This is a genomic window from Paenibacillus sp. Y568 (assembly GCF_059445545.1).
On record NZ_JCAIUM010000001.1, the window covers coordinates 286,313 to 300,572 of the forward strand.

At 39.5% G+C, this 14,260-nt stretch carries 11 protein-coding genes and 1 pseudogene; 1 reads left to right on the top strand and 11 read right to left on the bottom strand.

Features of this window, described 5'->3' with window-relative positions:
- Positions 1–57: 57 nt before the first annotated feature.
- A complete protein-coding gene (gene adhE / locus AC1D7X_RS01440; protein WP_495454395.1) occupies positions 58–2,670 on the bottom strand; it encodes a bifunctional acetaldehyde-CoA/alcohol dehydrogenase in 2,613 nt (870 codons plus the stop codon).
- Positions 2,671–3,060: 390 nt separating this feature from the next.
- On the opposite strand from adhE, the gene AC1D7X_RS01445 reads away from it, so the two are divergent.
- Positions 3,061–3,777 carry a Crp/Fnr family transcriptional regulator gene (locus tag AC1D7X_RS01445; protein ID WP_495454394.1) on the top strand — a complete coding sequence of 239 codons (717 nt, stop codon included), beginning with the start codon at positions 3,061–3,063 and terminating at the stop codon, positions 3,775–3,777.
- Positions 3,778–3,966: 189 nt separating this feature from the next.
- Here AC1D7X_RS01445 and AC1D7X_RS01450 read toward each other — a convergent pair whose 3' ends face one another.
- The 10 genes and pseudogenes from AC1D7X_RS01450 to AC1D7X_RS01495 form a co-directional block, all read right to left on the bottom strand.
- Positions 3,967–4,752 carry a formate/nitrite transporter family protein gene (locus AC1D7X_RS01450; protein ID WP_495454737.1) on the bottom strand — a complete coding sequence of 262 codons (786 nt, stop codon included), beginning with the start codon at positions 4,750–4,752 and terminating at the stop codon, positions 3,967–3,969.
- A gap of 37 nt (positions 4,753–4,789) precedes the next feature.
- Positions 4,790–5,116 carry a nitrite reductase small subunit NirD gene (gene nirD / locus AC1D7X_RS01455; RefSeq protein WP_495454393.1) on the bottom strand — a complete coding sequence of 109 codons (327 nt, stop codon included), beginning with the start codon at positions 5,114–5,116 and terminating at the stop codon, positions 4,790–4,792.
- A gap of 37 nt (positions 5,117–5,153) precedes the next feature.
- Positions 5,154–7,595, bottom strand: coding sequence for a nitrite reductase large subunit NirB (nirB, locus tag AC1D7X_RS01460; RefSeq protein WP_495474512.1), 2,442 nt, complete (start codon positions 7,593–7,595; stop codon positions 5,154–5,156).
- A gap of 384 nt (positions 7,596–7,979) precedes the next feature.
- Positions 7,980–8,696, bottom strand: a complete 717-nt coding sequence (gene ric / locus AC1D7X_RS01465; protein ID WP_495454391.1) for an iron-sulfur cluster repair di-iron protein — start codon at positions 8,694–8,696, stop codon at positions 7,980–7,982.
- Positions 8,697–8,799: 103 nt separating this feature from the next.
- Entirely contained in the window at positions 8,800–9,486 is a 687-nt protein-coding gene (locus tag AC1D7X_RS01470) for a hypothetical protein (protein ID WP_495474513.1), read from the bottom strand.
- Positions 9,487–9,654: 168 nt separating this feature from the next.
- Positions 9,655–9,972 carry a winged helix-turn-helix transcriptional regulator gene (locus AC1D7X_RS01475; protein WP_495454389.1) on the bottom strand — a complete coding sequence of 106 codons (318 nt, stop codon included), beginning with the start codon at positions 9,970–9,972 and terminating at the stop codon, positions 9,655–9,657.
- Between the two features lie 305 nt (positions 9,973–10,277).
- Positions 10,278–11,246 carry a sugar phosphate isomerase/epimerase family protein gene (locus tag AC1D7X_RS01480; protein ID WP_495454388.1) on the bottom strand — a complete coding sequence of 323 codons (969 nt, stop codon included), beginning with the start codon at positions 11,244–11,246 and terminating at the stop codon, positions 10,278–10,280.
- A 33-nt stretch (positions 11,247–11,279) separates the two neighbouring features.
- The gene (locus AC1D7X_RS01485) at positions 11,280–12,362 is read right to left on the bottom strand and encodes a Gfo/Idh/MocA family protein (protein ID WP_495454387.1); all 1,083 of its coding nucleotides are present in this window, start codon (positions 12,360–12,362) and stop codon (positions 11,280–11,282) included.
- Positions 12,355–13,125 carry a sugar phosphate isomerase/epimerase family protein gene (locus tag AC1D7X_RS01490; protein WP_495474514.1) on the bottom strand — a complete coding sequence of 257 codons (771 nt, stop codon included), beginning with the start codon at positions 13,123–13,125 and terminating at the stop codon, positions 12,355–12,357. Before AC1D7X_RS01490 ends, AC1D7X_RS01485 begins: the two co-directional genes overlap by 8 nt.
- 69 nt (positions 13,126–13,194) lie before the next feature.
- Positions 13,195–14,136 (bottom strand): annotated as a pseudogene (locus AC1D7X_RS01495) (Gfo/Idh/MocA family protein); the annotation flags it as partial.
- Positions 14,137–14,260 lie beyond the last annotated feature (124 nt).

Genomic DNA, 14,260 nt, shown 5'->3' on the forward strand with positions numbered 1-14,260 from the left:
GTGACAAATATCACTTTGGAGGTGATATTTGTCACGTTGGTTTAGAGCAGGTTCCTCTTATTCAAATCTACCGTAGAATGCATCTCTATATACATCTGCAAGTTCAGTTACTAATGGTAGTTTAGGGTTCGCTGTTGTACATTGGTCTTCGAATGCACGATCTGCTAAGTAGTCAACACCTGATTCGAATTCCTTAGGATCGAATCCTAGTTGTTGGAATGATTCTTCGATTCCCAATGTTTTATTCATTTTACGGATTGCATTAATTAAGCTATTTACGCCTTCTTCTGTTGTGCGTGCAGGTAATCCTAGGATACGAGCAATTTCAGCATAACGTTCGTCAGCTACAAAGTGTGAATATTTAGGGAACGAAGCGAACTTCGTTGGTTTTTTCGCATTGTAACGAATAACGTGAGGCAATAGAATTGCATTCGTACGACCATGTGCTGTGTGGTATTTACCACCCCACTTATGAGCTAAGCTGTGGTTAATTCCTAAGAACGCGTTAGCGAAGGCCATCCCTGCAATCGTCGATGCGTTATGCATTTTCTCACGAGCCAATTTGTCGCCTTCCAATGCTGACTTCTCAAGATATTGAAATACCAATTGGATCGCTTTGATCGCAAGACCATCCGTATAATCGTTAGCCATAACGGATACATAAGCTTCAATCGCATGTGTTAGTACATCCATACCTGTATCTGCTACAGCAACGCGAGGTAGAGAGTAAACAAACTCAGGATCTACGATAGCAACATCTGGAGTTAACTCATAATCTGCTAAAGGATATTTCGTATGTCCATTATTCTTATCTGTGATAACTGCAAAAGATGTAACTTCAGAACCCGTACCTGATGTTGTTGGGATAGCTACAAACTTCGCTTTTTTGCCTAGTGATGGATATTTATATATACGTTTGCGAATATCCAAGAATTTTTGTTTCAAACCGTTGAAATCAGCATCTGGGTATTCATAAAATAACCACATTGCTTTGGCAGCATCCATCGGTGAACCACCACCAAGTGCAATAATACAGTCAGGATTAAATCTATTCATCATAGCTGTACCACGACTTACTGTATCTGTAGATGGATCTGGTTCTACTTCTGAGAACACTTCAATAGCAACAGGAACTCGACGTTGACGAAGGTAGTGTTCAACTTTCTCAACATAGCCTAGTTTTACCATCATAGGGTCAGTGATAATAGCTACACGAGTGATATCAGGCATTTGGGCAAGATACTGAGTTGAACCTTTTTCAAAATAGACCTTGTTCGGAATTTTGAACCATTGCATATTCACAGTACGACGAGCCACCCTTTTCACATTGATCAAATTAAGTGCTCCTACGTTAGATGAAACCGAGTTTTTACCGTAAGATCCACAACCTAATGTCAATGATGCTAAATTTGTATTATAAAGATCACCAATTGCTCCATGTGTCGAAGGTGAGTTGACTAGGATCCGGCATGTTTGCAAGCGAGCCGAGAACTTCATAATAACTTCTTCATTATTAGAATGAATAACAGATGAATGTCCCATGCCGCCAAATTCAACGATTTCAGCTGCACGTGCAATTCCTTGTTCAGCATTCTTCACTTTATAGCAAGCAAGTACTGGACTTAATTTTTCAGCAGACAATGGATACTTAGTACCCACACCTTCAATTTCAGCAACCAGAATCTTCGTTCCAGCTGGAACTTGAATGCCAGACATTTCAGCAATCTTCACTGCAGATTGACCAACAATTACTGGGTTAACAGCACATTTCTCTGTGATCATTGCACCTGCAGTTAACTTCACAACTTCTTCTTTATTTAAAAAGTAACAATTATTAGCGATCATCTTTTTCTTCACTTGATCGAAAATAGGTTCTTCTATTATAACAGCCTGTTCAGAAGCACAAATCATACCATTATCGAATGATTTAGAAAGAATAAGATCCGTTACCGCTTGATCGATATCAGCACTCTTTTCGATAAAGCAAGGAACATTACCAGGTCCTACACCAAGTGCTGGCTTACCGCAACTATAAGCTGCTTTAACCATTGCTGAACCACCGGTTGCTAAGATCATTGAAACACCAGGATGATTCATTAGGATGTTTGTTTTGTCCATTGTAGGTTCTTCAATCCATTGAATACAGTTAGCAGGAGCTCCGGCTTTCACTGCAGCTTCTACAAGGATTCTTGCTGCTTCACTACTACACTTTTGAGCGGATGGATGAAAACCAAAGATAATTGGGTTACGAGTCTTAATAGAGATGAGAGCTTTAAACATCGTTGTTGAAGTTGGATTAGTTACAGGAGTGATACCCATGATCGTTCCGACTGGCTCAGCAATTTTTTGGAAACTTTCATATGCATTATCTTCGATAACGCCCACTGTTTTTTCATTCTTTATTCCGTGGTAAACATATTCTGTTGCGAACATATTCTTAATGATCTTGTCTTCATAAACACCTCTACCTGTTTCTTCCACTGCTAATTTTGCAAGATACATATGTTGGTCTGAACCCGCAATAGCCATAGCCTGAACAATTTTATCAATCTGTTCTTGATCCATTTCCATGAATGCTGCTTGAGCGACATTAGCTTTGTCAATCAAGGACTGAATGTATTCCTCTGTTCCTTGTTTCTTATCTTGGACTACTTCATTTTTAACTGCCATTTCTCTCAGCTCCCCTGAAAAATTTGTTTATCTATTTCTTGAATTCATCATAACATAACTGTCGAATGATTCATAGTGAAAACTTTCACAATCTTTAATTTTTATTTGATTTGTTTTCAAAAACGCTTACATTTATATTTATAACTTATTATTCATCTTTATGTATTTATTGGTTTTTATTTGTTCCTTCTACTATTTAAACAATTTAAGCCTAGATAAATCAGGCATCTCTTCTATGTTTCATCATAAAATAAGCTTCAAAAAGTGAAATTTATCACAAAGTTTTTAAATTCGCCACTTTTTAATGCTTTAATACTCCCACAAATGTGATTTTTAACGGTATAATTAGTTTAAAATTTACTGAAAATTAAAGACAAGGGGATAACGAATATGAAAGAACATCTTAATGTTATCGAAGCCCATGGAAATACGAGCTGCTTTTCCGAATCGAATTTTAATCGTCTATTAGTTAGTATGAAAGACCGCATCGTTCCTGAAGGATCTCATCTTTTCTGGGAAGGTGATTTCTCGGATAAGCTCTATTACATTAAACGTGGCCGCATCAAATTAACTAAATCTACTGACGAAGGTAAAGAACTTATCCTATATATGTATCAAGCAGGCGATATGGTAGGTCAGGCTGATCCATTCTTTAGCACCAAACACAGCTTTAACGCTGAAGTACTTGAAGAGAGTGAGATCGGTGTTATTGAACATAAAGATTTAGAAATACTAATCTGTCAGCATTGTGAATTCGCTATTGATTTCATGAAGTGGATGGGGATTCATCATCGTTTAACACAAACGAAATTCCGTGATTTAATGCTATACGGTAAACCAGGAGCTCTCTGCTCTACCCTTATCCGACTTGGTAACACTTACGGAGAAGAACAAGGGGATAATGTTATTATCAACAAGAAAATTACCCATACCGATCTTTCCAATATGATTGGTGCCACTCGTGAGAGTGTCAATCGGATGCTAAGCGATCTGCGTAAAAAAGATGCGATCGAATATGACAGCGGCATGATTGTTATTAAGAATCTTTCTATGCTTCAAGAAATTTGCCACTGTGAGCTATGTCCAGACGAAATTTGCCGGATTTAGTTCTCATGTTAAAGAAAGTCCTTCCTCTACAAGAAACCTCTTGTGGAGTAAGGACTTTCTTTCTTCATAAGAACACTTCAGATAGATAACCATCATAACAAAAACGACAACCGATACGGAGCAATTAAGACTCCCTTCGACTGTCGTTTTTGTGATATCTAATATAATTAGACCACTTGCTTAATAATATTATTTCTTTTTATTCCGAACAGGTGAAATGAACCAATAAGCCATGCCCACGAACAGTCCACCACCAACAATATTTCCTAAAGTAACCGGGATCATATTATGTAACCATCCAGCTATAGATATTGTTTCAGGATGATTCGGTAATAAAGTAGCTATACTCAATAACGTCATATTAGCCACGCTATGCTCATAACCACTTGCGATAAAGGCAAATAGACACCACCAGATGAGAATTAATTTAGCGACTTCCTCTTTTGCTCGCATCGACATCCAGATAGCTAGACATACTAGCCAGTTACAAAGAATTCCTCGGAAAAATAACTCCATGACGGGGAGATTCATCTTTTTAGCTACAGCTGTAAAAATAAGGTGTTCCGCAGGGATATCTTTAAATAGGCCGGCTCCTAAAACCAATAAACAAAGTACCAAAGCACCTAGTAAATTACCTATAAATACGATGCTCCAGTTCTTAAGGGTATCCTTCACCGTTGTCTTCCCTGCTAATGTACTCATCGTAAAGAGCATATTATTCCCAGTAAATAACTCTGAACCCGCAAAGATGACCAAAGTCAGTGCAATTCCGAACGAGCCTCCCATAATGAGTGATTGGAATGGAGACTTTATTGCAGCTAGTGGGGCACCTAATGAGAAAATAAGGATAATCCCTATTCCCACATAGGCGCCAGCTAATGCAGCAGCTATTATATAACGAACTAAACTTTCATTCATCTTTTCTTTTTTCTTAACCGCTGTCTCCACCATGGTCTCTACACTTTGTGTATATATGTGGACCACCTCCTGGTATATCTAATGTCTATAGTAGTTACTTATAAAATCCAATTTGAATATCTCTATTATTTACAATAACAGGATAGGTCACAACTTGCCCAGAGTCTGGAGCTTGCACAGCTCCAGTCGTTAGGTCAATCTTCCAGTCATACAAAGGGTCATATATATAATGACCCGATATAATTCCTTCCGCTAATGGTCCGCCCTTAGGATGTGGAGATTTATTTGCCAATGCGTAAATGTTCCCATCCGAAGTCCGGAATATAGCAATCTCCTGACCTTCAATAATAACAACTCGACCTACCTGTACTAAACACTCATCTAGCGAACCAACAGAATAATATTGTGTTGTCATTTCCATTTGATCCATCTCCATTTCTTTCAAAAGCTCATGTGTGTTATTGTACAGAAATTATTGATTTTTGGTTTTCATACAAAGCTTTACGTGTTTTTTCATCATGAAGCATTTTTGCCCATGGTTCTTCTACTTGTTGTAGTGCAAGTTCAATTCGTTTAACGAGCTCTTTACGGTTATCAAGATTATCCAATACCGCTGACTGAATCTGTGCAAGTCCTACCCGTTCTACCCACTCTGATGTTCTCTCCAAGTAGTTGCCAGTTTCACGATAATATTGCATAATTGCTCCACAAATTTCAATTAATTCTTCATCACTCTTAACTTTACAGAAGCTATCCGCAATACGAGGTTTGATACCTCCATTACCACCGACAAAGATTTCCCATCCTCCATCATTTCCGACGATACCGATATCTTTCGTACACGATTCCGCACAGTTCCGCGGACAACCATTCACAGCGTATTTAAATTTAGCAGGTAAATCGAGTCTCTCGAATTTACGTTCTAACAGAGCACCCATAGCCATAGAATCCTGTGTTCCGAATCGGCAGAATTGAGAACCTACACATGTCTTCACCGTACGTAGTGACTTGGCATAAGCATAGCCTGAAGGCATATCAAGTTCTTCCCATACGCTAGGCAAGTCTTCTTTCTTAACCCCAATTAGATCCAAGCGTTGTCCACCTGTCACTTTTACTACCTTAACATCATATTTTAAGGAAACATCAGCAATCTTCTTGAGTTCCTCTGGTGTTGTTACGCCGCCGTACATCCGTGGAACAACGGTATACGTACCATCCTTTTGGATATTTGCATTCATACGCTCATTCACAAAGCGTGATTCTTTCTCATCTTCATGAGTCTCAGGGTTCAACATCCCTAGATAATAATTAATTGCGGGACGGCACTTAGAGCATCCTTCTTGATTACTCCAACCCAGTACATTCATTACTTCACGCGTTGTAGATAACCCTTTAGCGGTAATCTGTGCTACAACTTCATCTCTATCGAGAGTCGTACAACCACAAATTCCTTGTTTGGCTGCTGTCTTGAATCCATCTCCAAGAACATACTGCAATATTTGCTCAACGACTGGTTTACAGCCACCACATGATCGGGTTGCACCAGTACAAGCTTTAATCTCATCTACTGTTGTTAGACCCTGATCCGTTATAACATCAACAATTGTTTTTTTAGTTACACCATTACATCCACAAACAATTTCATCGTCAGCCATAGTCTCTACCGATGACTGTTTATTAGCGCCACCACCACAACATCCTGTTCCCATAATCGTGCTGTAAATTTCATCTGTCATTTCAGACTGTTGTTTAATCAATTTTTGTAGATTGGAAGACTCCGTTACATCCCCGAATAATACTGCTCCCACAATGACGTTATCACATAGAAGGACTTTCTTATATGTTCTTTTCCACTCGTCTTTAGCAGAGATCACCGTATGTTTGGGCTCTTCAACAAACTCTCCTGCTGAGAATACGTCGACACCAGAGATCTTTAGCTTAGTTGCCACGATAGAACCCTCATATGGATTCGTATCTACTCCGCAAATATGCTTAGCCAATACATTTCCTTGTTCAAATAATGGTGCTACAAGCCCATAACATATTCCTCTATGCTCTGTACACTCACCAACAGAATATACACCATCACATGAAGTAAGCATGTAATCATCTACAATAATACCTCGTCCTACTTCCATGTTACTAGCTTTGGCAAGAGCTATGTTCGGTTTAATACCTACAGCCATAACCACAAGTTCTGCATCCAAAATACTACCGTCGCTGAAACGCAACCCACTTACTCGATCTTCCCCAATAAGTTCAGAAGTTTGTTTTCCCATAGCGAATTTAATGCCTTGACGTTCCAATTCCGCTTGTAACATCGAAGAAGCGCTGTGATCTAGTTGACGCTCCATAATATCTTCCATAAGATGAACGACAGTTACATCCATTCCCAAATTCACAAGTCCTTTGGCTGCTTCTAACCCTAACAGCCCCCCACCAATAACCGCAGCTTTTTTATATTTCTTAGCAGCTTCAAGCATTTGGTTACAGTCACTAATATCTCGGAAGCCTACTACGCCCTCTTTGTCGCTGCCAGGAATAGGTAGAATGAACGGATTAGAACCTGTAGCAATGATAAGTTTGTCGTAACTTTCCGTCATACCCTTATCAGTTGTTATCTGTTTATTTGTTGTATCAATATGTGTCACTGTTGTCGTCGTATGCAATGTAATGTTATTGTCCTTGTACCAATTCCAATCGTTCAGAACGATATCGTCAACCGTTTTGCTACCCTCTAGAACGTAGGAGAGCATTATACGGTTATAGTTAGGATGTGGTTCACTACCAAATACCGTAATATCAAATGAATCACTTAATTTTAGAATTTGTTCAACTGTACTTATGCCAGCCATACCATTACCAATAACGATTAATTTTTCTCTTTTAGATGATACCATGTTCGATTGCCTCCCTCTCTGCCTTGCTTATAAAAATATTATAACATGGGAATGAACACTGGTTGTGATTTCATTCACATGAATTGTGAATAATATCACAAATATGTTCACAATTTAAAATACATGTGAACATATTCCATGATAAATGACCTTGCTGTTTCGACATATCCGTTTGTCACAAGGTTAATATTTGCAAATATATTTTGAATACGCTTATAAGCTATGCTGAATTCCTACCTGTTATGTTTGGACTAGTAAATGGTAACATAGCAGAGTTCAGCACAGCTTAAAAACCAATTCCAACCAAATTCCATTCCCTTAGGAGGATTGCATTCCTACTATCTCAGGACTGAACCCGTCGCATGATAAGGAATTACCACAGTATCAGGCTTGAAAACGCGGAAACAATATATTGTTCTCTAAATGCACATGTTCATATGTCATTCGTTCAAGTTCAGCAAGTCTTTCGTACGTTAAACGATACGTAGTGCAAGCATGGATCGGAGGTGTGAAATCATTCGTGATTTCTCTGATCTCTTTTAGAATATCACCTGCTTTGTCATGCTCCTCCTCCAATGTCCCAATAGCATTGTTAAGCTCTTGGTTAGCAGATCCATCAAGTGATTGATCTAGGGCAACCATCTTAGGAAAGATTTGCTCTTCTTCATTAGATGTATGTTCAAGCAATTCATCCTTTAGCTGTGTGAACAGAACGTATAATTGTGCCAAATGAAGATCATGATCACCATGAACTCGATTAACTCTCGCCACATTCTTATATATAGCAGGAAGTTCCTCGCGTAAATAATCGTGATGTTTACTTACAATATAATGAATTAAAGCTTCTGAACTCATTTCAGTAAAATAGTTAGCTCCTTCATGATCTTCATTTAAGCCGGCATGGTTGTCTGCAAGATTGCGTAACTCCTCTAATACTTGATTAATATCCAAGCCTTTCTCCTCAACCGCTTCGATTAGTGGCCGTTTGCCACCACAACAGAAGTCAATTTTGTGATCCCGGAAATAATCGCTGGCTTTCGGAAATTGTATAACAATATCACTTACTATGTTATCACTACTGAAAAGGGGTTTAGTTGACATTATGAATTCCTCCTAGGGTTGCTTTCTTTCTTACCTTTTTAGGCTACACCTAGGAGAGAAGGAGGATTGTGATTGTACTCACAAGAATCATATTACTTTCAAATTAGTTGATAGAAGCTTCCATAAAGGTTCTGCATCCATTACTATTTTTAAGATATGGACCAATGCCTTGAAAGTTGGAACGGTTAATGTATACCCCTGTCATCCAAGTACCCTTCAAAGGAGTTCCTTCTGTTTGGATCAGTAAAGAGGGAGCTGGGATTAATTCTTGGTAGATCGGGAGCTTGGTCTTATGCTTCTTATAAGGTTTGCCAAGTTCAATAAGAGGATTAACACTCATATAGGTAGGTACAAAATACGAAGAGATCGTCTCTAGTTCTTCACTATTATAAAAGGCATCTTGCCCCAAAAAGGGATGCAGCAAAATGATTTTTTCAAATTGGGACCATATCATCATTTGTAGAATCATACTTTGCAATTTGGCATTAGGTAGGCTTCTTTGTTCCTTATTCCCATCTATCTTTGTCTGCCACTCATAACCGATGCATTTCCAACCCTTTGGACCTTGAATCCATTTCTGAAATACACCCTCTTGATTGTGATTTGTTATCCTATGAGTAACAGTAGAATGAGTTGAAGGTGGGTCAGTACACACCAACTGAGGCAAATACCGACCAAGCAACTCTAGTGCCTTATCGTAGACATATTGCACTTTTATCGAGGCGTTTTCAAGTTCAGCAATGTCCTCTTTACCATATACGACTTCTTGGGTGGGTACATTTTTTCCCAATCTATCTCCTCCTTCAATACGTATTCAATCATTTTTTTCCAATTATACTACAAATCCCGCATATAGGTGATGAATATTAGACATTTAGAGCAAAAAACCCTCATTTCAATAAAGAAAAATGGGGGTTAACAATAGGGATAGGGTAGATATCCAAATTCTAAGTTAGACTCATTCTACCCAATTCTCAGCCCATGATTGGATTTGTTCCATAACAGGGCGAAGTCCTTTACCTTTTTCCGTTAATTCATACTCAATGCGTACTGGAGTCTCCGGGTAAACGTGGCGTACCACAATCCCCTCAGATTCTAAGTCTTTCATACGTTCTGACAACATCTTATCGCTCATGGTAGGGATTATACTAGATATATCTTTAAATCTCTTCGGGCCACTCATTAAGGTCTGAATAATTAATCCATTCCATCGTTTGCCCAAAAAAGAAAAAGCTGTTTCAAATCGTGGACACAAATGCATTTGATCAAATTCCATGAAACCCTCACCTCATTATATTGAAAGACCTAATAACTTCAAGTCAAATGAATAACTGTATCAAAGCTTTCGATTAGTTAGTATATTTCATTTTACCACATTTCTGGACATTTTAATACATTCGATTGAAATACTATACCATAATTCGTAACATCTAAACCTAACTTTTGTCACGTTGAATTCATTTTATCTACATATTGAAACGGGAATATCAAGCGAAGCTTATACTTTCTACTATTCAAAAAAGGACGGCTACCTCTCGGTAACCGTCCCATTATCTATTTCAGTTCGTACACTAACTCCTTCTATACCCACCACATGTCGCCAAGTGGCTCTTCAATTAGAACTTGTTGAAGATTCTGTACAGCTTTGGAGAAACCTTCTTCAACAGACATCAATCCATCTTCATGTTCAATACTTACGACATAATCATAGCCTACTAGACGAAGAGCACTAATGATATCTGCCCAAGTCTTAAGATCATGACCATAGCCTACACTACGGAACTGCCAAGCACGATCGAGCATTCTCTCATAGGATTGCATATCAGTAAGACCGTATCTATTTACATTAATCGGATCGATTACGGTATCTTTAGCATGGAAATGATGAATGGCTCCTTCGCGACCTAGAATGTGGATAGCCTGCACCGGATCAATACCTTGCCACCACATATGACTCGGGTCTAAGTTAGCACCGATGGTCTCACCGGCTGCTTCACGTAGACGAAGCAATGTAGCAGGTGTATGTACAGAGAATCCTCCATGAAGTTCAAGCCCTATCTTGATATGATGGTCTTTTGCAAACTTCGCTTGTTCGGTCCAATAAGGAATAACTTTATTCTCCCATTGCCACTTCAATACTTCTTGGAAATCGTTCGGCCAAGGAGCGACAGGCCAGTTCGGATACTTAGCATCCTCATGGTCACCCGGACATCCTGAGAACGTATTTACCACAGGTACTTCAAGTCTCTCAGCAAGTAGCACCGAATTCACGAAATCATCATGATCCGCTTTGGCTAAGTGCTTCTGTGGATGCAGTGGATTACCATGACAGCTAAGTGCGCTGATTGTAAGTCCGCGTGATTCTACTGCTTTTTTAAAATTCTTAAGTTCTGTCTCATTGTTTAGAAGATCCTCTGGTGTGCAATGTGCTTTACCTGGGTTCCCTCCACTTCCAATCTCAACCGCCTTAAGACCTTTAGAAGCTACATAATCTAACGCTTCCTCTAGCTTACGACCACCAAATAGCACCATGAATACGCCTAATTTCATCGTAACCCCTCCTTATTTGCTCTTCTCATTGTTTTATTCAAAATAAACAGCTTTACCTGTCTTAGCAGACTCATAGATAGCTTCTAGAATTTCGGTTACGACCAACGCCTGCTCTGGCTTAACGACAGGTTCTGTATCATCAATAACCGCCTGCAACCATAATCTCGCTTCACGATCTGCATCACCTTCTGTTTCTCCCGAGTAGAAAGCAACTCCTCCAGCACCTAAATCAACCTTAGTCTCGTACAAACGGCTCAAATTCTCACCATTGATACGCAAACCATCTTTCATATCTGCTCCGCCTTCTGTACCTGCAAGTATAGTCTGTGCTTCAGCGAAATCAAGTACATTCAGAGCCCAACTAGCTTCAAGAACAATGGTAGCTCCGTTCTGCATCGTAATGAACCCGAATGCGGAATCTTCTACCTTGAATTCTTCCGGATTCCAAGGACCAAAGGCATTCGCTGCATTCTCACGATGTCCAAGCTTATGGAACGTTGAACCCATAACACTTTTCGGCTTATAGTTATCCATTAACCATAATGTTAAATCTAGTGCATGAGTACCGATATCGATCAAAGGCCCTCCACCTTGCTTTTCTTCATCTAGGAACACGCCCCAAGTAGGAACTGCGCGACGACGAGTTGCTAGAGCCTTACCATAATACACGTCACCTAGGTCACCATTGTCACACATTTGTTTTAAGTATTGGCTATCATCACGGAATCTATTTTGATATCCGATCGTAAGTTTTTTTCCTGTACGTTTCGCAGCTTCAAGCATTTCTTTAGCTTGAGCTGTTGTTTTGGCCATTGGTTTCTCACACATGACGTGTTTGCCTGCTTCTAAAGAAGCAACGGTAATTACAGAGTGAGAGTCATTAGGTGTACATACGTGAATAACATCTATACTTTCATCTTTAAGCAATTCACGGAAATCTGTATAGACTTTAGCACCTTCAACACCATATTTCTTAGCAGCTTCTTCAGCGCGTTCTTGTACGATATCACAAAAAGCAACCATTTCTCCCGTAGATTGTTTTGCAAGGCTCGGCATATGTTTCCCTTTTGCAATACCTCCACAACCAATGATCCCAATTCTTAGAAGCTTAGACATTTATAGGTCCCCCGTTTTTCGCATAATTTTTTACCCATTTCATACTTGTAGCAATACTATCAAATGGTGGATTCTGACAAACATCTTGTTCTACAACAATCCACTCTGCTCCTACTTCATTAGCAGCTGCAGCAACAGCCGCCAAATCCACTTCGCCTTCACCAAATGAAACGGTCTGTGCCGATCCATCCTCTTGTCTTGTTACATCTTTCCAGTGTACAATCGGTAACCGACCCGCATACTTATGAATATATTCAACAGGTTCGTACCCTGCAAAGTGTACCCAACATGTATCCATTTCAACTTGGAGTAATGATGCAGGTACTTCTTCATACATTGCATCAAATACGGTCTGGCCATCGCGATAAGATTCAGTGAATTCAAAATCATGGTTATGATACATAAGTACCATATCTTGTTCTTTACACTTTTCACCAAGCACTTTCAGATTGGCAAAAACTTCATCCCATTTGCGTTGTTCTTCAGACAAAAAAGGAACAATAATATATTTATTACCAATTTCTTTATTGTACGTAATAATAGAGTCTAAATCTTCTAACATACTGACATATTGCGTGTGTGTACCGATAGCGACAAGACCATTCTCATCCAACAATTTCTTCACTTCAGTACTACTATGTCCAAAAAAGTCATGAAATTCTACACCTTTGTAACCTAATTCGGCTACCTTTTTCAGTGTTCCTTCGAAATCTTGCTCCATTTGTTCGCGGACTGTATACAGTTGTAATCCTAATTGTAACATTGACTACTCCACCTCTGTTTGGAATTGGTTAATATGGTTTTAGTATTCTGGATGTATTATATAAAGGAATTAATACACTGATTCAGATGCCAATTCTGGCACGTGTCCGTACTGGTAAGTGCTCTCCAGACTAATGTGTCTTCCTTCTAAGGAAGATTTCTGGAACGCGTACATGGCTTCAAGTACATGATATCCTAATCTTCCATTCGCTCGGTGGTCACGTCCTGCACGAATGGATTCAATCATCTCACAAACACCAAGTCCTCGTTCGTTGTGTTCACTCGCAAATACAGGTGTAAGCCATTCCCACTGCTCTTCACCTCTACGACGTAATTTCACATCACCATCAAAAAAGTTAGGATCAGGTACAACTAGCGTACCTTCTGTACCGTATATCTCCATCCAAGGTAGATCAGATCCACCTGGTATATCAAAACTCATAATCATAGTGACCATCGCACCACTCACGAAATCGAGCGTTCCTGAATAGTGTGTTGGTGTTTGAACTGGAATTGGCATTCCACTTTTAGGGCCAGACCCTATCACTCGATTAAGAATTTGTGCACCCGCTGAAGCGCTGACACGATGAATTGGACCAAGCATATCCACTAATGCTGTTAAATAATAGGGTCCCATATCAAGCAATGGCCCTCCACTAGGTGCGTAAAAGAACTCTGGAGACGGATGCCACCCTTCCGGACCTCTTCCCATCAAGAAACATGTTGCAGCAATCGGCTTGCCAATAAGTCCATCATCGATAGCTTGTTTGGCTGTCTGAATCCCTGATCCTAGAAATGTATCTGGAGCTGACCCAACACGTAAGCCTTTCTCCTTAGAGAGATTCAACACTCGTTTGCCATCTTCCAAAGTAGTCGCAAATGGCTTCTCTCCGTACACATGTTTGCCTGCTTCTAACACAGCTATATCAATCTCGGCATGTGTAGCTGGAAGAGTCAAATTAACAATGAATTCGATATCAGGATGAGCTAACATCTCTTCTACAGTGTATAGCTATATGTCACTCCTTTGAAACAAACCCAGTGAAGCCATGTCACCTATATAAATTCAACTATATTATGAGGCCGCACTCTCTCCTTGTGAGGATGTGAAACTCTAGCTCAATCTATCTAGTTAC